Raw genomic sequence first — 25,454 nt, forward strand, 5'->3', positions numbered from 1 at the left:
TTGAAGTTTCCACCCGGCACGCCCGTAGCTACGCTAGGCCATGCCAGAGGGGGAACCGGAGATCGCATACTGCCACGCCTGTGGACTGTCCATGGACGTGTCGCTGGTCGCCCCCTTCTCGAATGTCGAGTGCCCGTCCTGCCGGAAGCACACGCGGGTGAAGCGCGAGTTCGGGCCCTACACCTTGCTGCGCCGCCATGCAGTCGGCGGGATGAGCGTGGTCTTCATCGGCCAGGACAACACCCTCGACCGCGAGGTGGTGGTCAAGATCCTCAACGAGGAATACGGCGCGGACTCGAAGCGGATCCAGGCTTTCGAAGAAGAGGCCCGGATCACCGCTTCCTTCAGCCACCCGCACGTGGTCCGGGTGTTCACCACTGGCCGGGCCTTCGGGCGCTTCTACATCGCGATGGAGGTGGTCGGCGGGGGCCACATGGAGCATCACATCCGCGAGCGCGGCTCGATCCCGGAGGCGGAGATGCTACCGCTGGCGATCCAGGTGGCGGACGGCCTGAAGGCCGCCCACTCCGCCGGCCTGATCCACCGCGATATCAAGCCCGGCAATGTGCTGCTTGATGTCGCAGGCAATGCCAAGATCGTCGATTTCGGTCTCGCGCTGGTGACCAAGGGCGGCAAGGCCAAGGCCACCGAAATCTGGGCCACGCCCTACTACGTGCCGCCCGAGACCATCGAGGGCCTGCCGGAGGACTTCCGCTCGGATATCTACGCCTTCGGCGCGACCCTCTACCACGCGCTGGCCGGCAAGCCGCCCTGCGACGAGGAGTCGATGGACACCAACAAGCTGCGCGAGGCAAAGCGGCGGGTTCTGCCGCTGGCGAAGATGGCACCATGGATCAGCCTGGATACCTGCGCGGCGGTGGACCGGGCGATGGCCCACGATCCGAACCAGCGCTTCCGCTCTTACAACGACCTGCTTTCCGCCCTGGAGGTAGCGCGCCAGCGCCTCGCCAGCGGGGCTGCGCCGATCACTCCGGCCTCGGTGGCGCGGAATGCCGCCACGCGCCGCCGCGAGAAGATGTCCCTGATTGGCGCCGGTGCCTTGGTGCTGGCGGCCTCGGCTTTTGGAATTTACTGGGTCAACCACAACCGCGAGGTCGAAGTCATTCCCGACGCCAAGCCGCGCGAATCCGCCTTGAGTAAGACCGGCGAGACCGATGCTCCCGATGGCGCGCGTGCCGGGACCTCCTACCGCGAGGCCGGAGAGGCGCTCCGGGCAGGGGACTACGCCAAGGCCCGCAGCCTTTTTGCCACGGTCCGCGATGACCCGCATGCGATGGAGCCCACCGGCTCATGGGCCGCCTGCGAAGCCGTGCTCTGCGACTTCCTTGATGGCTCTTCCAACGAGGCACGCAAGGATGCTCGCGATGCGGTCACCCATGTTTCCAGTGCCAAGGGTGTCGATTCCAAGGTCAGCAACGAGTTGCTGGTGGCACTCGATAAGGTGAAGGAACTCCACCCGGTGCTACACTCGGAGGATAGTCCGCCTCTTACGGGTGCCTCGCTGATGGCCGCATTGCTTCACGGGCTCAAGAATTGGGAGCAAGGAATGCCGGAGGCTGCCCGCCCGCAATTCGAAGCGATCATGGCGGTCCAGGCCAAGGGGGCGGACGCTTGGGTTGAGCCCTACCACAAGATCGTAGCCGGCTATCTCACGGACGCTGAGACCTTGCAGAAGATCTCCGGCGACAAGCTGCCGGACGACGCCCAAACCTGCCGCAGCCTCGCCGATGAACTTCACGCCGTGCATGCCGGGCTGAAGACCAAGGGCCGGGCGCGATTCAACGTGCGGGCCCTGCAGCTCGATCTCGAAAAGCGCGCCCGCCTGCTGGAAGCCGGAGCTTCGGTGGATCACTCAAGCTCGCCGGCGTCCACGGAATAGGCAGCGCAGCGCCCTGTGGCGAGCGGACCCTCCTGTCCGCTCGACGGACGGCCGCCGCAGAAAATGCACGACGAGAGCTAACAAATCGTCATCGTGAGCAGCCGCACCTACATCTGCACCGCCTGTCGCACCGCCCGCCGCGCGGAGGCATGGCACGGGATGCCTTCGCCCTTGCGCTGCTCCCTCTGCCGGGGCTCGCTCTGGGAGCTGAGCCGCAAGTGGCGCATCCCAGCGAAGACCAATGACAAGGGCTGGAGCGAACTCGAGCAAATCGTCGCAGAGGAAACACCGCTGCGCGCCACCCTGCTCCGGGAACGCGGCCACCGCCTATTGCGCCAACTTGACGACAAACTCGGCAAGCTGAGGGTCCAAAATCCGAAGGGCCGGAACGACGCGCGTATCGCCGTCCTGCAGAGCCAGCGCGACAAGGTGCTTGCCGAATACTTCATGTAGCGGCGCGTCTATGACCGTCGCACTTCGGCGGCCGCAAGCCGCATCGTGAGATCCCCGCGGGTCGAGGCGAAGCCGACCTCTAATGTAGCGGCTCGTCTATGATTGTCGCACTTCGGCGGCCACAAGCCGCATCGCGAGATCCCCGTCCATTCTCCCGATCCCGATAGGGATCACAGCTCCAGTAGCCGGGGGTTGAGGCGCAGCCGACACCCCCGGTAAGGCCCCGCAAAGTCCACTCGATCCCGAAGGGATCGTAGCGAGTTTCGATTTACCAAACGCTCCCCGCGAAAGCTCTCAACCGTTGGAGTCAGCTACAGCTTTTCGGAAATGCTCTAGAAGTCGTCGGTCCGCCACTGGCGCGTCTCGTTGTCGAAGATGCATCCACTTCCCAGGATGAAAGGCCGCCAGTATTCAAAATAGAAGTAGCCGCGGTCCCCCCGATAGCTGCCGACACCAGCGAGAAGAGTCGGTGGTTCGGGCGCTCCGATCTCATTCAAGGTCTTGGGATAGCCCCCAGTCTTGGCTCGATATTCGTCCAACCGGGGCACAATACCGTTCACATAAGATTGGACCTCCCATACCCGGTAGTAGCCGAATGCAGTGGAGGAAAGCACGAGGATGATCACCCAGGCAAAGAGGGTCATGCTTGCCCTGAAGGTCTTTTCGAGACCGATCGGCACCTCGCCATCACGCCTGAGCCCGATGATCAGCCACACGGCCATCACCAGCCCGAGTGGCACGGCGAGCGCCATCCCCAGCATCGCGACGAGAAGGGGCCCTTGCCCGGTCGCGGAAAAAGAACCGGCGAGGGCGGCCAGCGCAAAAAGGACGATTCTGGAGTGTCTGGGCAAGCTCTGGCCAGAATGACAGCAAAAGGGCGGATTTCCCACATTTTTTGCCGGGTTCCCGGCGCTTGCCACGGGGGCGGGGATTCCTCAGCATTCCCGAAACATCCCCATGGCCGACTACACCGAAGCCGACATCAAGTCCCTCGATTGGCGCGAGCACATCCGTCTCCGCCCTGGCATGTACATCGGCAAGCTCGGTGACGGCTCTTCGCCGGACGACGGCATCTACATCCTGCTCAAAGAGGTCATCGATAACTCGATCGACGAGCACATCATGGGGCACGGCAAGGAGATCCGCGTCGAGATCGACGAGGAGGGCCGTGTGGAAGTCCGTGACTTCGGTCGCGGCATCCCGCTGGGCAAGCTCTACGACTGCGCCGCTCAGATCAACACCGGTGCCAAGTACGACAGCGAGGCCTTCAAAAAATCCGTCGGCCTGAACGGCGTCGGTATCAAGGCGGTGAACGCGCTCGCGGATTTCTTCGAGATCCAGGCCTGGCGCGATGGCCAGACCAAGGCGCTCGAGTTCTCCAAGGGCATCGTGACCGAGGACATGAAGGCGACGCGCAAGGAGGAGGCTCCTTCGGGCACGCGCCTCGCCTTTGAGATCGACCGCTCGATCTTCCCGGCCAAGGCCAAGTTCAAGGAGGCCATCGTCGAGAAGATGTGCCGCTACTACAGCTACCTGAACCCGGGGCTGACGATCGTCTTCAACGGCAAGAAGTTCAAATCGAAGGACGGCCTGCTCGACCTGCTGCGCGAGGAGATGGAAGGCGAAGCTCTCTACGAGCCCATCCACCTCAAGGGCAACGACATCGAGATCGCCTTCACCCACACCGTGGACAGCGGTGAAGAGTACTACACCTTCGTCAACGGCCAGAACACGACCCAGGGCGGCACGCACTTGCAGGCTTTCCGCGAGGGTTTCGTGAATGCGGTCCGCGGCTTCTATAAGAAGCAGTACGATCCCGCGGATATCCGCGCGGGTATCGAGGCGGCGATCTGCGTCCGCGTGGTGGAGCCGGTCTTCGAATCGCAGACCAAGACCAAGCTGGGCTCCGCCTCGATGGTGCCGGATGGCGAGTCGATCCGCACCTTCGTCAGCAACTTCCTCAAGCAGCACCTCGACAACTACCTGCACAAGCACCCGAAGGTGGCCGAGGCGATCCAGAAGCGGATCCAGGCCGCGGAGCGCGAGCGCAAGGACATGAAGGGCATCCAGAAGATGGCCCGCGACCGCGCCCGCCAGGCGAAGGTCCACAACAAGAAGCTCCGCGATTGCCGCGCGCACCTCGACTCGAAGCACAAGCAGCGTCTCGATAGCACGCTCTTCATCACCGAGGGTGACTCCGCCTCCGGCTCGATCACCAAGAGCCGCGATGTGGAAACACAGGCCGTGTTCTCGCTGCGCGGCAAGCCGCTCAATACCTTCGGCCTCGCCAAGAAGATCGTCTACGAGAACGAGGAGTTTGCACTCTTGCAGGCAGCGCTCGGCATTGAGGACGGCATCGAGGAGCTGCGCTACAATCGCGTCGTCGTCGCCACCGATGCCGACGTGGACGGCATGCACATCCGCCTGCTGCTCCTGACCTTTTTCCTGCAGTTCTTCCCGGAAGTGATCCGCGAGGGCCACCTCTACATCCTGCAGACCCCGCTCTTCCGCGTGCGCAACAAAAAGGAGACCATCTACTGCTACGACGAGGAAGCGAAGGAGAAGGCCCTGGGCAAGCTCGGCAAGAACGCGGAGATCACCCGCTTCAAGGGCCTCGGTGAAATCTCCCCGGACGAGTTCAAGTTCATGATCGGTCCCGACATGAAGCTCGACCACGTCGAGTTCGAGGAAGGGAAGGGGACCAAGGAACTCCTCGCCTTCTACATGGGCAAGAACACGCCGGATCGCCAGGACTTCATCGTCGGCAACCTGCGGGTCAATGTGGACCGGCAGGTGGCCTAGGCGGGGATCGAAAACCGCGTCCTTTTATGACTGAGGTGGTCAATTTGGACGATTGGAATCCCTCGGAGGAGACACTGAGGAAATGGGCTTATGCCGAGAACCTGGCTCTCGCCGACCAGGAGGAGGACCTCATTCTGCAGGAGGAAGCTTACTTGCCGCTCCTCTTGGAGTTGGCTGATGACCCCGCCTGTCCCAAGGCGGACTACATCCTTTCCTGCCTCGACCATTACCTCATGTTCCGGGTTCTCCTCGGTAAGGAGGAATTCGATCTGGCAATCGTAGAGAAGGGGGCGGTGCTAGCGGGGCGCGCCACTAGCGGTTCCATTCGCGATTGGGGGCAGCTTCAACAGCGTCGGCTGGAATACCGCCAGGGCACCGGGCCAGTCAGTCGGGAGACGGCTTTGGTCATGGCTCGTGATCTCCTGATCGGAATCTGCCGCCGTGCGGATCTTTCCCTTGTTGGCGAGCGAGACGACACTTGGGAGATCGAGCTTTCCGTGCCCCCGGAGAATCGTCATCGGGAGCGCCTCTCGATCGACAAGCAGACCGGGCGCTTTTCATTCTCCCGCTACGGTGAGGACTGGGGCTGTTAGAGGCGGGGAGCCCACTTCTCACTGCGCGCCCTTCAGCTTCGGATCATCCAGATCCAGGCGATAGAGGATCTGGTTGTAGTTGTACTTCGGCGTCGGCTGCGGCTTGTCGGCAAACTCCGCCGTGTAGGTCCCCTCGAAGACGATGAAGGAGGCATTCTCCGGCGTCAGCTCGGCATGGATCTTGGGATTGTAGAAGGTGTAGTTGTCATGCGTCAGCACCTTCACCGCCTTGCCCCAGGGGCCGGTGGGTGATTCCGCTTCAGCATACCAGATCTCGCCGTAGGCCGAGGGCTTGCCGAAGGTTTGCGTGAAGATCGAGATCCAGCGCTTGCGGAAGGGATTCCACACCACCGATCCGCGATGCGGCTTCACCTCCGAGCCATCCGCCGCCGAGCGCGGTGCGGTCGGCTCTTCGAGCTTCTCCCACGTGCTCGGATCACTCCATGCCTCATAAGTCGCCGGACAACGCGCGGTGGGGAAGGGATCACCGAACATCAGCCACTTCTTCCCCGCGGGATCGGCCCAGGTGAAAGGATGGCCACGCAGCAGCAACTTCGGCTTTGCTTCATCGCCCGCCTTCCAGATCGCGCGCACTTGCTTGAAGGCTTCTTCCTTCTGCTCCCAGCGGCACAGCCCGACCTCATACTCGTCGAGGTGACCCTTGATCTTCGAATAGAGTGCCACCAGTTGCGGCTTGCCGTCCTTGTCTGGCACACTGGCCATGCCGCCCAGCCAGGTCGGACCATCGCCTTGCATCTTCGCCACACCCCGCGGCTTGCCCTTGTCATCGCGGAAATGCTCATACGGCATCGCGAGCGGCGGCTCGAACTTCTTGATCGGCTGCGCATCCGTGAGCGCCGCCGTGGAATCGAACACGCCCAGCGGATAGCCCGGCAACGTGGTATCGCCCCATAGCCAGAAGAGCTTCGAGCCATGCCGCGCCATCAGCACCGAGTCGCAGCCGAACACTCCCGTCTCCGGCAGCGGCGCGGTGCCGCCGAGCTTCACGCTCTCCGCGAAGAGGCCCGCTCCTGTCAGGCGGCCCAAGCGCTTGGCGATATTGGTCCGCTCCACCTCGATCTTCAATTTCCCGCCAGCCTGCGGCGTCACCCGCACACCCTCGAAGCCGAAGCCGTCCTTCTTCACGCCATAGCCGTGACCCTTCACGTGGAAGAACACCTCGCGGCCTAACAGCTCGTTGTCCTCCAGCGCGATCAAGCCCGCGTTGTCGCTCACGAAACGTTCCTCATGCGTCGTCCGCAACTCCACCAGCGGCACCGGCCAGCCGTTCTCCTTGTCCACGATCTCAATCCGGCAAGGCTCCAAGGCGCTTGCGCAGGCAACACCAGAGAGAAGCAGTAAAACGTGTTTCGTCACGGGCACAGGAACGGCAGTACCCGACTGCTTCAATCACCGGGTTGTGTCAGTCGATCCTCAATCCTTCACGCACCTGAACCCCGTGTGATTCGTCGGCGACTCGCTGTCCTGCGAGTGCCGCGCCGCTGGCCGGTAGCGCATGCAGTAGGAGACGTGGCAGAGGAAGGAGCCGCCCTTGGTCACGTGGTGGACCTTGCCGTCGCCCTTCAAGCCGGTGTCGCGGTTCACCCACTGCACCGGGCCCTGCGGATTGTCCGGATCGCACTGGGTGAAATAAGCGGGATCGTAGAGGTCGTTGCAGATTTCCCAGACATTCCCCGCCATGTCGTAGAGCCCGTAGGCATTGGGTGGGAAACTCTTGGCGGGCGAGGCACCCTTGTAGCCGTCCTCGGCGGTATTCTTGTTGGGGAAGTCACCCTGCCAGGTGTTGGCCATCCACTTGCCGTCCACCTTCAGGTCATCTCCCCAGCAGTAGATCTTGCCCTCCAGTCCGCCACGGGCGGCGAATTCCCACTCCGCTTCGGAGGGCAGCCGCTTGCCGGCCCACTTGGCGTAGGCGCTGGCGTCCTCGTGGGTCACGCAGACCACGGGAAAGTTGTCCTTGCCCTCGATCGAGCTGCCCTTGCCGGCGGGCTGGCGCCAGTTCGCCTGCGGGTCCCACTTCCACCACTCCAGTGCGCGACCGGGGATGTTCGGGTTGCCTTCGATGTGGGCGTCCTCGCGGAAATTGATCGCTCCGTTCGCCAGCTCTCCCGCCGGCAGGCTGGCCCGCGCTTCCTCGGGGAAATCCTCCGGCTTCACGCTGCGCTCGGCGAAAGTCACGTAGTGGGTGGCCTTCACGAAGGCGGCGAACTGCGCATTCGTCACCTCCGTCTCGTCGATCCAGAAGGGCTTCACCGTCACCTTGTGGGCCGGTCCCTCCTCGGGAAAGTCCTTGGTCCCGTAGGGCGTTTCAAAGGTCCCGTCGTGGCCCATGGTATAGCTCCCTCCGGGCAGGTGGACCATCCCGTCCTTCTTCTCCAGCCCGGCGACCGGCGCGGGCAGCCCTGCGGTTTTGGCGGGGGCCGAGTCTGCTGTGGCGGCCTTCTCGCGGCAGGCGGGCAAAAGGGCGAGCAGCGGGAGCAAGAGCAAGGGCAGGCGCTTCATCGATCGATCCATGGCGGGTGACGGGCGAACCGTGGTCCTGAATGAATGTCGTGGCACGCGGTTTTGTTCGGAAAATCCCTGTCAGCGGCAAAACCCCGGGCCCGGATTGCGGTTGTTTGGTAAAGCCCGTGTTTTTCCTTGGTAAAACCTTGCGGTATTCCTCGACCACGGGCCAAGACCGCTGAAAATGGAATTATGGCCCAAGCGATTATCGATCCGGAAGAAGTCCGCCGCTTCGCCGCGGAATTGAAACGCTTCAATAACGAAGTCCGCGAGCGCACCACCTCGCTGATGTCGCGCTTTTCCGCCCTCGGGGACTCGTGGCAGGACCAGGAACACGAGAAATTCTCCGCAGAATTCCTGACCATGATGAAGACGATGAAGCGCTTCGTGGAGCTCTCCGACCAGCACACGCCCTACCTGCTGCGCAAGGCCGAGCGCATCCAGCAGTACCTCGACCAACGCTAACGGACTCTACCACGCCATGGACGGACAGGCACGGGTCGGCTCGATCGACGCAATCCAGGATTTCCGGGCGGTGCTCATCCGCTATGCCGAGCGCGCCCGCCGCGCCCTCGATGACGTGACCGGCGAGGTCAAGCGCACCCGCGGCTGGCTGGAGACCGAGCAGCGCCAGAAGTGGGAGGGGGAGTATCGCCGCCGCACCCGGGCGCTGGAGCAGGCGCAGCAGGAACTCTTCAGCGCCAAGCTGTCCTCCCTGCGAAACGACAAGTCGGCCCAACAGATGGCCGTCAAGAAGGCCGAGCGCGCCCTCGCCGAGGCCGCGGAGAAGCTCAACGTCATCAAGCGCTGGCGGCAGGCCTACGATGCCCGGGTGGAGGCCTTGGCCAAGCAGCTTGAAACCCTGCAGGACATGCTTTCCCGCCAGATGCCGAAGGGTGTCGTCTTCCTCTCGAATTCCGTCCGCAATCTCCAGGATTACGCGGAGGTCAATGCTCCACGCCCCGTGGCCGGCACTGCCACTGAAACTCAATCCGAAACGACCGAGCCATCGTCATGAGCCTGGGTGCCAGCAAGTCCCTTTTGAACGAGTCCACGCGCGAAATGTTCGCCCGTTGGGAGGAGCTTCGTCAGTCTTGGCGTGACTCCAAGTCGGCGGAGTTCGACAAGGAATACCTCGCTCCGCTACCCCAGGCCGTGGCCACTGCCACCCGGGTGATCGAGGAGCTCGATCTCGTGCTTTCCAAGATTCATACCGACTGTGACTGACCCGCTGCACCCCGACCGAATCAGCCAGCAACTGGGACAACTCCAGGAGCGCATCTCCGGCGTGGCCGGACGTGAGGCCGCCCTGAACCGCGCCCACGCCGCCAGCGTCCTTGCCGCCAAGCGCCAGGCTACCGCCGCCCGGGAGGCCGGTGCCGCGACCCGCGAGCAGCGTTTTGCCGCCCTCACGGCCGAGAAGGAAAGTTTCGAGTATGGGGTGAATTCCCGCTACGAGCGGCGTCGCGCCCGCATCAATGCTGCCGCGCAATCCGCGCATAGCGGCTTGGCCCGCCGGGTCCGCGAGGGCAAGGACCGCCAGGTCGGTCAGCGCCAGGGCGAGAGCCATCGCCTCAAAAAGGAAGCCAAGGACATCTTCGAGCGTGCCCGTCAGGATCACCGCGAGTTCTCGGACTTGGTTTCCACCGAGGCCGACGAGGTCCGCCGCCACGCGCGCCGTGCCTTGGGCATGCTCTGGATGTTCCAGCCACTGCTCACCCCGGTCCTGAAGAAGGGCAAGCTTTCCGGTGCCCGCGAGGCGGCGACCACCGGTGACCGTGAGATTCTCAAGCGCGAGGGCTCGGCCCGGGTCGCCGAGGCCCGCGCGGCCGCTGGCTCCCTCCGGGGCAATCCGCTCTACTGGTTCCTGAGCATCCTGCCGCTGCTCGGCTGGTTGTTCGCCATTACCACGCCGCTGGTGCCCGCGCTCCGCGAGAAGCTTTCCTGGATCACTGCGGTCGAGATTGCCGCCGGGTTCCATGTCCTTTCCCTGCTCTTGCTCTGGCCTGCCACCCGGCGTCTGGCCCAACGGCTCCAGGAAGCCCGCAATGACTTCAATGCCGCGATTATCGCTTCCGAAACCGCGGTGGAAAACTTGGGCGCTCAACTGCGCAAGGGCATCTCTGACCAGAGCGAGGCCCTCAGTGAAACCCTGCGCGGCAGCGATGACCAGGCTCAGGAGCTGATGAAGGAGGGCCGCCGCAAGATCGAGGCCCAGGCCGCGCGCCTCCCGGCCAAGGCCGAGGCGCTCTATCAGCGCAACCTGTCCTGGGTGGCCATGGGCATGGAGCATGCCGTCGCGGATCTGGATCAGGCCACTGCCGGCGAGGAAGGCGGCCGCGAGGCTAGCTACGAGCAGCAGATCCAAGAGGCGGATGAGACCCGCCGCGCTGGCTTGGAGAAACTGATCGCGGAATGGAACGAGCACGTGAAGCCGGTGCACCACGAGCTCTCCGGCTTGGGTGCCATCGCGGCGGAACGTTTCCCCGCTTGGGAGGAGAGCTGGGTGGAGACTTGGACTCCGCCGGAATCCTCGCAGGAGGTGATTCCCTTCGGCCGTCTGCAAGTATCCCTGCCGGCCTTGGCCGGTGGCATGCCGGAGAGTCCTGAGTTCACGCTGGACGGACCGGCGGATTTCACGGTGCCGCTGTCCTTGGGCTTCCCCAGCCGCGCGTCCCTGATGATCGAGGGTGAGGCCTCTACCGCCGCCGCCACGATCAATGAGGTCGTGCTGCGCGTGCTCGCTTCGCATCCCGCCGGACGGGCGAATTTCACGCTCATCGACCCCGTCGGCCTCGGCAAGGATTTCGCCGGGCTGATGCACCTCGGCGACTACGAGGAGACCCTGATCAACGGCCGCATCTGGACCCAGACCACCCAGATCGAGGAGCGCCTCGCCGAGCTCAACGAGCACATCGAGAAGGTCATCCAGATGTATCTCCGCAACGAGTATGCGACACTGGACGACTACAACCGCCACGCCGGCACGGTCGCGGAGAAGCACCGCTTCCTCGTCATCTCCGGCTTCCCGGCAGCCTTCAGCGAGACTGCATCCAAGCGCTTGCTGAGCATCGCCACCAGTGGTGCCCGCTGTGGGGTTTATCTCTTGGTCCACCGTGACTCGAACCAGCCCGCGCCCGATCCCGCATTGGCGGAGGCCTTGGATCGCGCCTGCCTGCGCGTGCTGCCGGGCAAGCAGGGACTCTACCTTGCGGGCCTGCCTGCGGGTGCCGATCAAGTCGAACTCTTGCCGCCGCCGCAGGGTGAGTTGGAAACCACGGTGGTCCATCGCTTGGGCAAGGCCAGCGTCGACTCAAACCGCGTGGAGGTGCCCTTCACCAACATCGCTCCAGAAGAGGCGGATTGGTGGAAGAGCAGCACCGGCGACGAGCTGCGCGTGCCGATTGGCCGCAGCGGCGCGAAGAAGTTCCAGTGGCTCGCGCTCGGCAAGGGCACCCGCCAGCACGCGCTGATCGCGGGTAAGACCGGTTCCGGTAAATCGACCCTCTTCCACGTGATGATCACCAACCTCGCGCTGAATTGCAGCCCGGATGAGGTGGAGTTCTATCTCGTGGACTTCAAGAAGGGCGTGGAATTCAAGTGCTACGGCCACAAGCGCCTGCCGCATGCGCGCGTCGTCGCCATCGAGTCCGACCGCGAGTTCGGCCTCAGCGTGCTGCACCGCGTGGATGACGAGTTGCGCCGCCGCGGCGAGCTCTTCCGCAAGCACGGCTCGCAGGATCTTGCCGGCTACCGCAAGGCCTCCGGCGAGACCATGCCGCGGACCCTGCTGATGATCGATGAGTTCCAGGAGTTCTTCACCGAGGACGATCCGGTCGCGCAGTCCGCATCACTTCTGTTAGACCGCATCGTCCGCCAGGGCCGTGCCTTCGGCATCCACGTGATCCTTGGCTCGCAGACCTTGGGCGGAGCTTACACCCTGGCCCGTGCCACCCTCGGCCAGATGGTCGTCCGCATCGCCCTGCAGTGCAATGAGGCCGATGCCTATCTGATCATGGACGACGACAATCCCGCGCCGCGCCTGCTGACGCGCCCGGGGGAGGGGATCTACAACGACAACGCCGGTGCCCTCGCCGCCAACAGTCCCTTCCAGACCGTGTGGCTCGGGGAAGACACCCGCAACGATCTGTTGGACAAGGTCGCCGCGCTGGCTGTCGAGCGTGGCCGCAAGCCCGGCTCGCTCGTTGTCTTTGAAGGCAATGCTCCCGCCGAACTCCGCGGCAACATGGAGCTCGCCGAAGCACTGCAAGCGCGCCCTGAGAAGAGTCCCGCGGAAGCCCGCGCCTGGCTCGGTGAACCGAACTCGATCAAGGGCCCGACCGAAGCGATCTTCGCTCGCCGCAGCGGTAGCCATCTGCTGGTCGTCGGCCAGTCGGACGAGCGCGTCTCGATGCTGCTGTCCCTCGCCATGTCCACCTTGGCTGCAGGTCAGCCTGCAGATGGTGCCCGCTTCATCGTGCTCGATTCCACCGGCACCCAGGGCCTGCCAGCACGCATCAAGCAGAGCATCCCGCAGGACGTGAAGATCACCAGCCCCACCGCGGTGACGGATGTCTTCTCCGATCTTGCCGCCGAGTTGGAGAAGCGCGCCGCCGGTGCCAGCGGCCCGGAGATCTTCCTGGTCATTCACGGCCTTCAGCGCTTCAAGAAGCTACGCCAGGAAGAGGACTTCCTCTTCTCCATGGACGACGGGCCCTCCGGTCCGAATCCCTCCAAGGTGCTCGCGGATATCGCCAGTGAAGGCGGCCCGCTCGGTATCCACCTCTTGGTCGGCATCGACACCTGGAACAACGTCGGCCGTTGGCTGCCCCGCAAGGTCATGGCCGAGTTCGAGATGCGCGTGCTCTATCAGATGAGCGCGAACGACTCCGCCAACCTCGTCGATTCGCCCGCCGCCAGCACCCTCGGCCTGCACCGCGCGCTGCTCTACAACGAAGCCCTCGGCACCATCGAGACCTTCCGTCCCTACGCCGAGCCGGATGCCGATTGGTGGGACGAGTTCTCGAACAGCATGCGCGAGCAGGTACCGAGCTGACCCCGAAGGGCAGCCCGATATCAACCGTAGGCGCATTCGTGAGAATGCGGAACGGTCCCTTGTGGCAAGGCCTCACCGGTGGCCCCCTCGTTCTCACGAACGATCCTACGGCAGGCAGGGGCGACGATTGCCTACTTCCTGTCCGCAGCCCCCAGCAAACTCTTGGTCAGATCACCGCCCGCCACCATCAGCTCCGCCACCGCCGCCTCGAGGTGGCGCTCCTTCACCGCGATCTTGCCTTTGCTCGTCTCCAGCGCGGCATGCACCGCCGCCTTGCGCAGCAACTCACGGATGAACGCCGCACTCACCCCCTCCAGTCTCTTGATCAAGCCACCCAGATTCTTGGTCTCGACCTTCAGACCCTTGCCATAGAGCTCGAACAGCCGCCGCCGGCAATCTTCATCCGGCGGCGGGATCTGGATCGCTTGGTCGATGCGGCCGGGACGCGCCGCCAGTGCCGGCTCTAACACATCCGGCCGGTTGGTCGTCAGGATGAAGAGCAAGTCCGCATCGTCCGCCAATCCGTCCATCTGGTTGAGCAATTCGAAGAGCACCGCATTGGCGCCAACCACCTGTTGCTCACGCTTCGTTCCGATGAGATCGACGTCCTCAAGAATCAAGGTGGACGGTTGCAGGACTCGCGCCATCGATACCGCCTTCTCGATCATTCCCATGTCTGCGCCGGTAAGGAGGAAGACCGTGCGCTCCGGCATGCGGCTGGCGAGATACATCGCGGAGTAGGTTTTGCCGGTCCCCGGCGGACCGTGGAAGAGGATGCCCCGCTTCAAGTGCCGCCCGGCGGCTTTCAGGCGTTGCGCCTGCCGGCTGAAGTCCACGGTGTGCCGCTCGATCCGTTGTAGCACCTCTTCCGGTAAGATCACCTCCTCACGCTGGATCTGCGGTAGCTGATGGAACTTCAGCGCGAAGCCCCGGTAGCAGTCACCGGCCATCGAGATCACTCCGCCACGGAAGGCCTTGCCATAGGTGGTCACGCTTTCGATCCGGCGCATCAATTCTTCCGCCAGACCGCGGTCGGCGGCCATCACCTCCATCTGAATCTTGGGCGTGGCGGTGAAGCGCTCTTCATCCAGGTGAATGGCCACCGGCATGCCGCGATATTTGCACAGCTTCATTCCGCGCTTCACACAGGCCAGCCGCTGCTTGCCCGGCAAAATTTCATCCACGTGCTGCACCGGCCCGGCATCGAATTGGTCGGCACTGGCGGGCCGGCAGAATTTCGAGAGTGAGGCCACGCCGTAGTCTTGGAAATTCACCACGCCGTGCCAGCTCCCCGACTTGCCGCCGATCTCTTCCAGAGCCTGGTACAAGTTCGGGCGTTCGTATTTTTCGAAGGTCCGCTCCAGCAAGGGCAGCGCACCCGGGTCACAGCCGAAATGCTTCACCAGCTTCTGGAACAAGACCGGCGCGGGGTCGGGGGACGGGTTCTTGGGCATCGTGTGGAAGACTCAAGCATCCCCGCGCCGGGAAATCCATCCCGCTCGGCGCTTCGGGCCGGATTCACGCAAACTTCATCCGAGTCTCCTTGTCACTCCCTCGATCGACCGCTAAGCGGACATAAGTGAAGCAGGGAAATCCCTATCTTGTGATCCTCGTCGTCGGCCTGGGCTTCGGGGCTGGCTTTGCCCTGCATCGCGGCACGCGCTCCACGGCTACGCCTGCGGATCACGATCCGGCCCCGCCACAGCGGACTTCCTCCAGCGGCACCAGACCGCCTTCGGCGGACAATCTCGAAGCCACCCGCTCCACCGACACCATCCAGGACCTGTTAGCCGCCGACCGCAGCTCCTTCGCCGGACGCTTCAGTCTCTGGTTGCTCGATGCCAGCGCGGAGGACATTGCCGCCTTCTGGGACCAGTACCGCCAGCGAAACTCCTACGAGACCGACCATTGGGATAAGCTCGTCATGTTCCGCCGTTGGATCCAACTCGATCCGGAAGGAGCGATAGCGGCGGCCAAGCGCGATGGTGCGGAGGAGTCGGCACTCTGGGCCCGCGCCATGCTCGATCCCATGTCGGTGTTGCCGGCAAAGCCGGGCTTTGGCAGTCGTTGGGACGATATTGCAACGTCTGCGGTCATGCGCTTCCATCCCGATCTGGCGCTCAAGATGATCCGGGACAACCCCAACCTGATCGCCGATTCGGATCCGGACAAGATCGCCAACGAAATCGCTGGGGACGATCGTGAGAAGGCGCTGACCTATCTGGTCGAGAATGGCCAGCTTCACCTGACTGAGCCGCTGCAACGCTGGACCCGGGAGGACCCGCAGGCCGCCTTCGCTTGGATGCGCCTGCACTGGGGGCTGGCGGAGATGAAGGATGACTTCCTGACCATGCTCGGCAGCGAGCATCCCGGCCTGGCAAAGGAGTTCGCCGCAGGGCTGCCGGAAGGTGCCATGAAGCGCGACCTCGCACAGCTTGCTTTCCGCGAGTTGCTCAAGTCCGATCCCGCCGCAGCCTTGGCCGCGGCGCGTGCCGAACCCGTCCCGCAGCCGGAGCAATTCGCTGCCTGCGCACGGTCCATGGTCGACAGTGATCCGCAAGCCGCGCTCGGCCTCATGGTTGAACTCTTCAAGCTCACCCCGAGCCCCACCGTCCGGACGATCCGCACATATTCGCCTTTGGACCCTACGGACTCCTCAAGCGAGGAGATACCTGGGCCCCGCGATTTGGTGACTGACCTCGTGGCTAGGGACCCACAGGCGACCATGGCTGCTGCCCTGCAGATGCCCGGGGACAAGACGCTGGTATCTCAGGCTTACTCCCTTTGGTCGGAGGACGGCGAAATCAGCTATGTCGGCGGCGATCCGCGCAGTCTCGCGGCCAATGCCTGGGTGCGGAGCGATCCCGCGGCATTCGCGGAGTGGTGCAATGGCCAGGAAGATCAAGACCTCCGGAGCTCGGGCCTGAAGATGGCCGCCGCGCAATTCAGTACCCAGGAGCGTTTCCCGCAAGCCATGGAATGGGCGATGGAACTCGTGGGTCAGGACGACTCCGCGGATGCTGCCGTGGATGTCTTCAAGCAGTGGTCGTCAAAGAACCCGGAGCAGGCTGTTAGATGGTTGGAGGAGACCGATCTCCCCGACGAGACGCGGGCCGCGATGCAGAAAACCCTCAAGCCGGCTGCACCATGAAGACCACGCCACAGCTTCCCTTGCTTGCAGTCTCCTTCGCCCTCGCCGCGATCGGCGGTTGGTTCGCGGCTGGCCAGGGCGACCAGCCGGCAAGTGCCCCTGAACTCGCCCCGGCGAAATCCGCGGACCGCAAGCATCCCGCCCGCTCGGCCCGTGAGATCCCGCCGGAGGTCGCGGCTCGCTTGGCACCGCTGCGCGCTGCCAAGGCAACGGAGGAGAAGCTGCGTGCCATGACCCTTCTGGCCCAGTCGCTGCCGGTCAGCGATCTCGCGGCGTGGTATGAAGCAGGCTGGATCCCGCGGCGCGAGACCGTGGAGTCCCTGCAGTTTTATCACATCACCGGCCAGCGCTGGGTCGCAGAGGATGGCGAAGGCATGCTGCGCTTCCATTTCGCGAAGGACCGCGCCCGCGCGGCCGATGTTTCTCAAGATTGGGGGAGGCTGGATCCCACCGCGGCCTTCAAGTTCCTCGACGCGCTGAAGGACCCTAAGGATTTCGCTCTGATCGCGGGTCCACTGTCTTGGGGCGCGGCCTACGGCGATCCGCGGCAGGCCTTGGCGCGAGTCCTGCGTTGTCAGACGGCTGCTGAGATCAGGGCTGGTGGCGAGAATGGGCACCTCAGGAATTCAGGCGAGTCCGAAGGAATGATCAACGTGCTGGCCCGCAGTGCCCCCGATCTCTTGAAGCAGGAAGCCGCCGGGTGGCCGGAGAAGTTGCGGCGCAGGGCCATGGATGAAATCACCCGCGGCCTCTTGGCAAAGGACTTCGCTGCCGGCGTCGCAAAGCTCGCAGGAGAAGCGGATGGCTTGGAACAGTTCCTCGGAGCCACCTGCTGGGAACTCAATGAGAAGTACGCCGCCTCTGTGGACAAATTGCCGGAAGGATGGCTGCCCGCGCTTTTGAACAAAAGCAACAAGCTTGCCGAATCCGATCCAGACCGCTGGTTTGCTGCCGACTACGCCGGGATGGGGATCACCGAAGAAAAGGCCCGCGGACTCCGTGCCGCCGCTGCCCGGGTACTTCTCTATCGGAGTCCTGAGCGCCTGCCCGAGCTTCTTGCCGCGGATCTGGACCAAAGGTCGCGCGACTACCTGATCGTGACCAGCCTCAGGCAGCTCTATGGGACGGATCCGGCGAAAGCCGCAGAGCTTCGCGACCAGATCGGCCTCTCCGCGGACATGGATGGCCTGTGGGGGAAGGCCTTGGCGGAAGCGCCTTCGAATGGTCCACCCAAGTACCTCGACTCGCCATCCCAGCTTGGCGAGATCACCTCATGGAGCCGCGACGACAAGGACAGGGCTGTCGTCAAGATGCAGGCTTGGGATGAAGGCCAGATCCAACAATCGCTCAAGGCTTTCGAAACCTTGCCCGATGGCGATCGCCACAGCATTGCCGAAATGCTGTCAGGCTTGAAAGGCGAACCGGCACCAATGCCCCTGCGGGCGGAAGGCATCCGCTACTTGATCACGGAGCAAGGCGACACCGGGTTGAAGGAGGATCGGAACTTCCGCTACTTCTGCGAATTCGCCGGCAAGTGGGGCGGCGATGAACCCGCTGCCGCAGCCCGCTGGGTGGAGTCGCTTCCCACCGGCGAAAAGCGCCTCTGGATGGTCAAGAACGTCGCCGCCTCATGGGGCAGCTACAATCCGCAGGCCGCCGCCAAGTGGGTCGATTCGCTCGGCCTCAAGGAGCAGCTACAGGAACTGGGGAAGAGGAAGTCGGAGGAATGAGTCCGGACTCGAAAAATCTCACTCCAAGTGCCCAGATCGGTCAAAACGGTATTTTTAAGATAAACTTTGGAAGCTTGCGCCGCTGGGGAGCCCGAACATATTCGAAATGATCCCTCCCATGAATGAACTCTTGCGATTGGCCTGCGCCTTGGCGCTGGCGGGTGTAGCTGGGACAGAAATTCCTGCGGCCCCGGCGGAGCCGTCCGCGGATGCCCCGGCTCCCATCAAGCTCAACTGGAGCCACGGCCTGATGACCTTGCCCGTGGAGATCCAAAACAAGAAGGGCCACCTGATGGTGGACACGGGAGCTGCGGCGACCAGTCTCTGCGACCGTCTCGCCAAGGAGCTGGATGTCACGCTCAAGGAGGTGGAAGGCGCGCAGGGCAAGGGCATCGCCGGGGACTTGGGCAAGATCATGGAGGGCAAAGTCGCCATCTCGGTGCCCGGCCAGAAGGCGGACGCATTCCCGAAGCTATCCGGCACCCATACCTTCATTCCCATCGCGGCGGTGGAAGGAGAGTCGGATGGCTTGGGTGTCATCGGCTTGGATGACCTTTCCTCTGCAGGTGCGCTACTCGATTGCGTCGACGGGACCATGCGCCTCGATCCTGCGGGATATTTCCGTGCACCGGATGGCTTGCTGGAAATTCCCATGACTCGTCGAACCATCGGCGGGGTCGCCAGGAAGGAGCACGAATTTCTGTGGTCGCTGCCGGTCCGCGTCAACGGGAAGGACGGCGTGATGGTGGTGGATACCGGTGCGGCGACGACGGTGCTGGACGATTCCTTCGCCAAACAAGCAGGCGTCGAACTCGCCAAGTCGAAGGCGGTCGCCAAGGGCGCAGGCGAGGGACTCAAGCCGCTGACCGAAGGGAACACCGAAGTGGTCCTGGGAGGAACGGTGAGCTTGGGCCGCATCACGGTGTATGGCACCGATCTCACGGCCATCAGCAAGAATACCCGGCAGTCCGATGGCAGCAAGGTCCCGCTCGCTGGCATTCTCGGCCTGGACCAGATCCACCGGGTTCATGCCCTTCTCGATTGCAAGCGGGGTGTGTTCTTCAGCGCCAAGGAGGCGAGCCCGGCCGAGGCCGCTGATACCCGTCTCATCGCGGTGGCACTCCATGCCTTGGTCGAGCACGGTGACCCGCAGGCGATCGCGATTCACGACGATGCCATCAAAAACCAGGGCCACCTCGAATTGTCTTCTCTGGAAGGTGGACAACTCATTGCCCGCGCCCGCAGCTTGGGGCTGCTCGGGGACAAGGCGGAGGTCGAGAAGAAGGCGGACCTTGCTACCGCCATCCAAAAGCTGGCCGAGCATGGCGACGAAGAAGCCAAGAAGCTTGTCACGGACGCGGCCGCCAAGGGCGGCAAGCTCGCACTGAAGCCCGAACAGGCCGAACAGCTCATCGCCCGCGCCCGTGAAAAGGGTCTGTTAAAATAGCCGTCGGGCTACTGATCATCGCACAGGCTCGCCGGGGTGGAGCTCCCACCCGGCGAGCCGTTGAGGATGCAGTGAAATGCGAGCGATAGGTCCTATATGTCCTATAAGACCTATTTCTACCTGATCTGAAGCACTTCTGGCAGCCCCTCACTTCACCGGCGAGAAATCAACCGGCTTCAGGAATACCGACTTCACTCCATCCGGCAGCACCGTCAGGGAACCACCCGCCGCATCCTCGGATGCCTTCTTCGCCGCCACCCACACCGGGTCCGCGCGGAAGTTCGTCCAGGAGCTGCTGGCTGTCTCGGCATCCTTGTGGGCCAGGAAGTAAAGCAGCGTGTTCTCCGCGCCGGGCTGCCCGCCCAGATAGCGGAAGTAGCTCATGTTGGTGATCCCGTGCTTCTTGAAGAGTTCGATCGTGTGGTTCTTGAAGCGCTGGTGCAGCGCCGGCAGGTTGCCCGGCCCGGTCGTGTAGGTCCGCATCTCGAACAAGCGATCGGGAGCTCCTGCCGCAGCAGGCGCAAAGCCTGGCGAAAACTCCGTCGGCATCAGATAAAGTTCATCGACCTTGCCGACCAGCTTGCCGTTGGCCTCGGACTCGGCCACCACCTTCTTCCACTCCTCGTCGCTGCCAAATTCCTTCCACGCCTTGTCCCGCGCCTCCTTGTCCGGATAGGCCAGCAGATAGACCAGCAGGTTGTCCGCGTTGTCCACCGGCACGAAGTAGGCCACGTTGGTCATCCCGTGTTTCTCGAAGAGCTTGCAGGTATGGTCGCGGAAGCGGGTCAGCAGCGCGTCCAGTTTGCCCGGCTCGGCATGATAGGTCCGCAGCTCATAGAGACGCTGCTTCTCCTGGGCGGTGGCGGTGAATGACATCCCCAAAACGGCAAGACCGACGGCGAGAGCTTTGAACATGGCAGCGAGACTCACGCCGCTCTCCGGCCATGGCAAACCCGAATCGCGGCTTGCCCGCAACGTCGACAGCCGGAATCCCCTCTGGAATAGTCCCGCCAGCCCGCGACGCGCCTGCGGGAACCTCCACAGCATGAGCAAGCTCCACATCTCCCAGAACGGCGAAGCCCCGGTCCAGTATCCCGAGCCGGAAGTGGAATCGATGTTCCGGCAGGGGCGGCTTGAGGCGGATGCGATCTATTGGAAAGAGGGAATGAGCGACTGGCGGCCGCTGCGGGAGCTTTTCCCGCCGGCGACCACACCGCCGCCTCCTCCGGCTCCGGCCCCTGCGGCCCCACTGTCGCCCTACGCGCCTCCTTCCGTGAATCCGGTGCCCGCGCCGCCGGAGCCGATTCCCGGGCGATACACCTTCACCAAGGATCCCCGTAAGCTCACCCGCTTGCTGAAGATGATGCTCTGGATCTACGGGATCATCCTGGCGCTCAACCTGCTGGGCCACTTCGCCCAATTGCAGCTCGCGAACAGCGGCTCAATCACTGCGGAAACTGCGGCTGCCAATGACTCCCGCCAGATGATGCTGGGGACGCTCCTCACCATCAGCTCCCTTTCGACCATCGTCGTCTTCGGCATGTGGATCTACCGGGCGAATCTCAATTGTCGCGGCTTCGGCGCGGAGCGCATGGAGTTCACCCCGGGCTGGGCGGTCGGCTGGTACTTCATCCCCATCGCGAGCCTCTTCCGTCCTTTCCAGTCGATGAGGGAGATCTGGCAGGTGAGCAGCAATCCGCGGCATTGGGCGCTTGAGAAAGTGCCATCCCTGCTGGGCTGGTGGTGGGGACTTTGGATCGCCCGCATCGTCTTGACCCAAATTGCTGTCGTTCTTTCCAAGCAGGTCAACGACGTGGAGACCCTGAGATCTGCCACGGTCATGCTGATCACCGCCACCGTGGAAAACCTCTTCCTGGTGGGAGTCGCGGTGATGCTGATCACGCGCATCACCGCCATGCAGGTCCGGCTGGTGGAAGAGAGCGAATAGCGCTCCAGGCGCGGACGGCTCCAGCGATCCTTCAGTGCCGGGAGAACCCCGCAAAATCGTCGTGCGGGATAGGGTTCAGGTGGAAGTTTTCGGGATAGTATCCGGCCCGGGCCAGAAGCTCCCGCATGACCGGCTCCTGGATCTCCGCCGCGTCGGCGGAGCGCCACAAGTGCGCCACCGTTGTGGCCAACAGCTCCGCCCTCTGCTGGCCGAAGCTGCTGCCATCGCGCGGACTTTCTCCCCAGGCGATGCCCGGTGCTACTTGACGCGTGAAGCGCGGGACCTGTGGCCGCAGATACCTTCCAAGTGATCGGCCTGACATCGCCAGGGCGCTGGTCGCCCGCGGGCGCGATGCCCGGTGGAGATAGATGATGAAGTTGTCGGCCCGGGCGAAATCCGCCGGATGCGCGGGGATCTTGAATTCGAAAGGTTCCTCCAGCGTCCGCAAGATCGCGGCGGTGGCACTGAAGCTGTGCGTGATGGTGCTGGGGCAGGCGTTCAGATAGATCCTGCACTGCTGTCCCTTGGCAGGCCCCTCGGTCCTTCCCGTGCCGAAGTAGCGGAAGTGTGGCTCCGGCTCACGGCTCGGGCGTTCGCGTAGCCCGGCCTCGTCAGCTGCCATGCTGATCGCGGCAGAGTAGCTCGCATGGCAATCCGGACTCAGCAGCAGGCGGTCGGTTTCCTCGGCATGCTCCGCGAAGCGGGCATAGTAGCCGTAGATTCGCACCAGCAATTCCTCCTCGCGGATACTGGTCCTTTCCGCAGCGGGGATCTCCCCGTGCAGCAGGTCCAGGATCTGGTCGATTTCGTTGCTAGCGGGCACCGGCATGTTGTGACGGTCGGCGATTCTTTCGATCAGCGTTTGCAGATTCCATGAATTCCCCGCGAAGCGCGGACCCTTAGTTTTCTCCCGGTTTCGTCCGCCCCTCGCCGAAATACTTCTCGCTGCGGTATCGCAGCCACACCCGCAGCTCCTGCGGCACCTTCTCCTTCTCCGCTTCCGTCAGCGTCTCATACAGCGCGATCGCCTTCTCCCGCTCACCCCGGCAAGCCGCATTCCGGTGCGCGTCCCACAAGCTCCGCGCCAAACGAATCCGCCGGTTGACCTCCTTCACCAAGGCGGCCCCCACCAGCGGCTTTTCATTCCCTTTCTTCTTCGGCGGCATCGCAAGTTCAGTCGCGCTCGTTTACTCCTCCGCCCGGAGATACACGAGCTGGGCGAGGTGCTCCATGGGTAATGGTGCCGGCACCACTGGATAGTGTTCATCCAGCGAACAGGGTGCCTGTAGATCGGCGATCATTTCGGCAGCCGCGGTGCTCAGGAAATCACGCGTGCCTTGATCGGGATCGCTGTTGAAGATCGCCCGGAAGCGCAGGATGCCTTTTCCCGCTTCGACGGATACGGCGCGCAAGCTGGAAGGCACATTGCCGAGGAGTGCCCGTTGGGCGGAGAGAGCAAGACCGGTCGCTGTGATCTCTCCTCCCATCTTGGATTACTCCGGCGCCTGCTCGTTCTCATCCCGCACCCGCGTCTCAAACCGCATCAGCTCCGCAATGAAGGTCAGCGGAACGTGTCCCGTCTCACCGTTACGGTTCTTGGCCAACAGCAGCTCGGCGCGTCCCGCTTCCGCCTCCTTCTCTTCCGGCGTCTCGGCGTAGTAAGCCGTCCGGTAGAGCAGGCCGATCATGTCGGCGTCCTGCTCGATCGTTCCCGATTCACGCAAGTCCGACATACGCGGCACACCCAGCGACTTGCCGGTTCGGCCTTCAGGACCGCGGTTGAGCTGTGCCAGCACCAGGATCGGCACACTGAGTTCCTTCGCCAGCGCCTTGATACCCGCGGAGATTTCACCGATTTCACGCTCACGTGAGTTCTGTGCCTGCTTCGATCCGGATTTCATCAACTGCAGGTAGTCGATCGCGATGAAGCCGAGTCCATCCTCGCGCTTCTTGCGCCGCGCCTTGGCGCGAAGCGTGTCGATCGAGATACCCGCGGTATCGTCCACGAAGAGCTTGGAGACCGCGATCTCTTCCGCAGCGCGCTTGAGCCGGATGAGCTGCTCCTTGTTCGGTTTGAAGCCCTTCCCGAGCTGCGCCATCGCGAAGCGCGCCCGCGAGAAAAGCAGACGTTGCACGATCTGGAACGCCGTCATTTCGCAGGAGAACACCATCGTTGGGATCTTCTGATCCACGCAGATGTGCTCCGCGATGTTCATCATGAACGAGGTCTTGCCCATCGAGGGCCGCGCTGCGACCACGAACATTTCACCCGGCTTCAGACCCTTGGTCATGCGGTCCAGATCGATGTAACCGGTCGGCGCTCCTTGCACCTCGAGGTTGCCGTGGAGCAGCGCCTCGAAGTGATTCATCACCTCCTGCACCGATTGCTTGATGTGGAAGCCGACCACACCTTCGCTGCCCTGGCGGATGCCCAGCACGCTCGACTCCACCCGGTCTAACAGGGTCAGCGTTTCCTCCGGGTTCTCGTAGGCCTCGCTCACCGCTTCCGTGCAGGTCCGGATCACCGAACGCAGCACATACTTGTCCTTCACGATCTTCAGGTGACCGTTGAAGTGCGCCGCGTTCGGCGCATAGGTGAAGATGTCCGTCACCGCCGCCGGGCCACCCACGTTCTCGAGATTGCCGCGGTCGTGCAGCAGCTGCACCAGCGACACCAGTTCGATCTCCTTGCTCGCCGCATTCAGCTCGCGCAGCGTCTCGAACAAGAGCCCGTGTGCCGGCAGGTAGAAGTGTTCCCGCGTCAGGCCCTCTTCCAGCGCCATCCCGATCCACTGCTCGGGATCCTTCAGCATCGAGGACAGGATGCTCTTCTCCGGCCCCAGCGCGTGGGGCATCGAGCGCGTCACATCCGACGCAGCGGCACCATTGGCGTCGGCAGCTTGAAGGGCGGGGGAGTCAGTAGGGCGGGCGGGCTTCGTATCGACGGCCATGGGTCAGGTGGTAAGGGCGACGCCGCGGAGAAGAGGACGACTTCTTGGGGGCGGCGGTGGGTTGTAGCAAGTCCGGTGCCCGGGGGTCAATCTGGGCAAGCTGTGAATAATTTGGGCACAAGGCTCGCAACTTCATGCACGCGGCCCTTCGCGAAAACTTGTGAACAAGGTGCGAAAACCTCGCCTCACCCATTCACAAGCCCCATGAGCCTTTTTGATAGAAGCTGGAGATCTTCACAGCCATGTGAACAAGTGTCCGACCATCTCCCTCGTTCCAGCCACCAAGAATCGTTCCTATGCGCGGTTTCCACTCACTTCGTGAATCGCTGTGAATAAGTCCTAACGCTTTCCGGGCACGAAAAAGGCGCGGTCCTAACGGAGCCGCGCCTTGTGAAAAACTTGCAGGGGAGATATCAGCCTTCTGCTTCCTCTTCGCCGTTCGCTTCGACGTTGATGGTGAGGATGGTGCTGACTTCCGGGTGGACGCGGACGACCACTTCGCTCTTGCCGGACTTCTTGATCGGCTTCTCCAGTTCGATCGCGTGGCGGTCGAGCTTGATGCCAGCGGCTTCGAGTTCCTTGTGGATGTCCAGAGCGGTCACCGAACCGAAGGCCTTGCCACCTTGGCCGAGTTCCAGCGTGAACTTCGGACGCAGCTTGGAAACCTTGCTCGCCAGTTCCTTGGCTTCTTCGAGCTCAACGGCTTCGCGCTTGGCGCGGCTGGCCTTGAGGTTCTCGACGTGGCGCAGGTTGGACTTGGTCGCTTCGTAGGCCTTGCCCTGAGGGATCAGGAAGTTACGGGCGTAACCGGCACGCACCTTGACGACATCCGCCTCGGCGCCGAGACCTTCGATCTTTTCTTTGAGAATGACTTGAGCGTTGGCCATGAGAGTCGTG

The 25,454-nt window shown here is 63.2% G+C and carries 22 protein-coding genes; 12 read left to right on the forward strand and 10 right to left on the reverse strand.

Annotated features, from left to right (window positions below; translation table 11 throughout):
* Nucleotides 1-40 precede the first annotated feature (40 nt).
* Together BV071_RS28725 and BV071_RS28730 are read left to right on the forward strand one after the other, a co-directional pair.
* On the forward strand, nt 41-1,900 hold the full coding sequence (locus BV071_RS28725) for a serine/threonine-protein kinase (protein ID WP_081886300.1): 1,860 nt from the start codon (nt 41-43) through the stop codon (nt 1,898-1,900).
* 93 nt (nt 1,901-1,993) lie between these two features.
* Nucleotides 1,994-2,353 (forward strand): hypothetical protein, encoded by a 360-nt coding sequence (locus BV071_RS28730; protein WP_035614876.1) that lies wholly within the window; start codon nt 1,994-1,996, stop codon nt 2,351-2,353.
* Nucleotides 2,354-2,685: 332 nt separating this feature from the next.
* On the opposite strand, the gene BV071_RS28735 is transcribed toward BV071_RS28730, so the two are convergent.
* On the reverse strand, nt 2,686-3,204 hold the full coding sequence (locus BV071_RS28735; RefSeq protein WP_265595018.1) for a hypothetical protein: 519 nt from the start codon (nt 3,202-3,204) through the stop codon (nt 2,686-2,688).
* 106 nt (nt 3,205-3,310) lie between these two features.
* On the opposite strand from BV071_RS28735, the gene BV071_RS28740 reads away from it, so the two are divergent.
* Nucleotides 3,311-5,155 carry a DNA topoisomerase IV subunit B gene (locus tag BV071_RS28740; RefSeq protein ID WP_035614882.1) on the forward strand — a complete coding sequence of 615 codons (1,845 nt, stop codon included), beginning with the start codon at nt 3,311-3,313 and terminating at the stop codon, nt 5,153-5,155.
* A gap of 26 nt (nt 5,156-5,181) precedes the next feature.
* Complete coding sequence (locus BV071_RS28745) at nt 5,182-5,748, forward strand: hypothetical protein (protein WP_035614885.1); 567 nt, start codon at nt 5,182-5,184, stop codon at nt 5,746-5,748.
* Between the two features lie 18 nt (nt 5,749-5,766).
* On the opposite strand, the gene BV071_RS28750 is transcribed toward BV071_RS28745, so the two are convergent.
* Nucleotides 5,767-7,125: a hypothetical protein gene (locus BV071_RS28750; protein WP_265595019.1), complete on the reverse strand. Its 1,359-nt coding sequence runs from the start codon at nt 7,123-7,125 to the stop codon at nt 5,767-5,769.
* A 57-nt stretch (nt 7,126-7,182) separates the two neighbouring features.
* Entirely contained in the window at nt 7,183-8,271 is a 1,089-nt protein-coding gene (locus tag BV071_RS28755; protein WP_035615040.1) for a formylglycine-generating enzyme family protein, read from the reverse strand.
* Nucleotides 8,272-8,466: 195 nt separating this feature from the next.
* On the opposite strand from BV071_RS28755, the gene BV071_RS28760 reads away from it, so the two are divergent.
* Genes BV071_RS28760 through BV071_RS28775 form a run of 4 tightly spaced genes read left to right on the forward strand, consistent with a single transcriptional unit; the run spans nt 8,467 to nt 13,330 of the window.
* The gene (locus tag BV071_RS28760; protein ID WP_035614890.1) at nt 8,467-8,739 is read left to right on the forward strand and encodes a WXG100 family type VII secretion target; all 273 of its coding nucleotides are present in this window, start codon (nt 8,467-8,469) and stop codon (nt 8,737-8,739) included.
* Nucleotides 8,740-8,755: 16 nt separating this feature from the next.
* Nucleotides 8,756-9,292, forward strand: coding sequence for a hypothetical protein (locus BV071_RS28765; protein ID WP_035614893.1), 537 nt, complete (start codon nt 8,756-8,758; stop codon nt 9,290-9,292).
* A gap of 44 nt (nt 9,293-9,336) precedes the next feature.
* Nucleotides 9,337-9,501 (forward strand): hypothetical protein, encoded by a 165-nt coding sequence (locus tag BV071_RS28770; RefSeq protein WP_265595020.1) that lies wholly within the window; start codon nt 9,337-9,339, stop codon nt 9,499-9,501.
* Nucleotides 9,494-13,330, forward strand: a complete 3,837-nt coding sequence (locus tag BV071_RS28775; protein WP_035614899.1) for an FtsK/SpoIIIE domain-containing protein — start codon at nt 9,494-9,496, stop codon at nt 13,328-13,330. The genes BV071_RS28770 and BV071_RS28775 overlap by 8 nt, the downstream gene beginning before the upstream one ends.
* A gap of 131 nt (nt 13,331-13,461) precedes the next feature.
* On the opposite strand, the gene BV071_RS28780 is transcribed toward BV071_RS28775, so the two are convergent.
* Nucleotides 13,462-14,784: an ATP-binding protein gene (locus BV071_RS28780; RefSeq protein ID WP_052574010.1), complete on the reverse strand. Its 1,323-nt coding sequence runs from the start codon at nt 14,782-14,784 to the stop codon at nt 13,462-13,464.
* A gap of 149 nt (nt 14,785-14,933) precedes the next feature.
* Between BV071_RS28780 and BV071_RS28785 the strand changes: the two genes are divergently transcribed.
* The 3 genes from BV071_RS28785 (at nt 14,934) to BV071_RS28795 (ending at nt 19,658) form a co-directional block, all read left to right on the forward strand.
* On the forward strand, nt 14,934-16,481 hold the full coding sequence (locus BV071_RS28785) for a hypothetical protein (protein ID WP_035614902.1): 1,548 nt from the start codon (nt 14,934-14,936) through the stop codon (nt 16,479-16,481).
* Complete coding sequence (locus BV071_RS28790) at nt 16,478-18,211, forward strand: hypothetical protein (RefSeq protein WP_035614905.1); 1,734 nt, start codon at nt 16,478-16,480, stop codon at nt 18,209-18,211. Before BV071_RS28785 ends, BV071_RS28790 begins: the two co-directional genes overlap by 4 nt.
* A 118-nt stretch (nt 18,212-18,329) precedes the next feature.
* Nucleotides 18,330-19,658 (forward strand): aspartyl protease family protein, encoded by a 1,329-nt coding sequence (locus BV071_RS28795; protein WP_265595021.1) that lies wholly within the window; start codon nt 18,330-18,332, stop codon nt 19,656-19,658.
* 147 nt (nt 19,659-19,805) lie between these two features.
* Here the strand turns inward: BV071_RS28795 and BV071_RS28800 are convergent, their stop codons facing one another.
* Complete coding sequence (locus tag BV071_RS28800) at nt 19,806-20,573, reverse strand: NIPSNAP family protein (protein ID WP_035614910.1); 768 nt, start codon at nt 20,571-20,573, stop codon at nt 19,806-19,808.
* Here BV071_RS28800 and BV071_RS28805 point away from each other — a divergent pair.
* On the forward strand, nt 20,572-21,606 hold the full coding sequence (locus BV071_RS28805; protein ID WP_035614913.1) for a DUF4328 domain-containing protein: 1,035 nt from the start codon (nt 20,572-20,574) through the stop codon (nt 21,604-21,606). The genes BV071_RS28800 and BV071_RS28805 overlap by 2 nt on opposite strands.
* 31 nt (nt 21,607-21,637) lie before the next feature.
* Here the strand turns inward: BV071_RS28805 and BV071_RS28810 are convergent, their stop codons facing one another.
* The 5 genes from BV071_RS28810 to rplI form a co-directional block, all read right to left on the reverse strand.
* Nucleotides 21,638-22,435: a T3SS effector HopA1 family protein gene (locus BV071_RS28810; protein ID WP_035614916.1), complete on the reverse strand. Its 798-nt coding sequence runs from the start codon at nt 22,433-22,435 to the stop codon at nt 21,638-21,640.
* A gap of 70 nt (nt 22,436-22,505) precedes the next feature.
* Nucleotides 22,506-22,772, reverse strand: a complete 267-nt coding sequence (locus BV071_RS28815) for a hypothetical protein (RefSeq protein ID WP_035614918.1) — start codon at nt 22,770-22,772, stop codon at nt 22,506-22,508.
* A gap of 21 nt (nt 22,773-22,793) precedes the next feature.
* Nucleotides 22,794-23,093, reverse strand: a complete 300-nt coding sequence (locus BV071_RS28820) for a hypothetical protein (RefSeq protein WP_035614921.1) — start codon at nt 23,091-23,093, stop codon at nt 22,794-22,796.
* Nucleotides 23,094-23,099: 6 nt separating this feature from the next.
* Nucleotides 23,100-24,557, reverse strand: a complete 1,458-nt coding sequence (dnaB, locus tag BV071_RS28825; RefSeq protein ID WP_035614923.1) for a replicative DNA helicase — start codon at nt 24,555-24,557, stop codon at nt 23,100-23,102.
* A gap of 413 nt (nt 24,558-24,970) precedes the next feature.
* Nucleotides 24,971-25,444 carry a 50S ribosomal protein L9 gene (gene rplI / locus BV071_RS28830; protein WP_035614925.1) on the reverse strand — a complete coding sequence of 158 codons (474 nt, stop codon included), beginning with the start codon at nt 25,442-25,444 and terminating at the stop codon, nt 24,971-24,973.
* Nucleotides 25,445-25,454 lie beyond the last annotated feature (10 nt).

This window comes from Haloferula sp. BvORR071 (genome assembly GCF_000739615.1).
Lineage (GTDB): Bacteria > Verrucomicrobiota > Verrucomicrobiia > Verrucomicrobiales > Akkermansiaceae > Haloferula.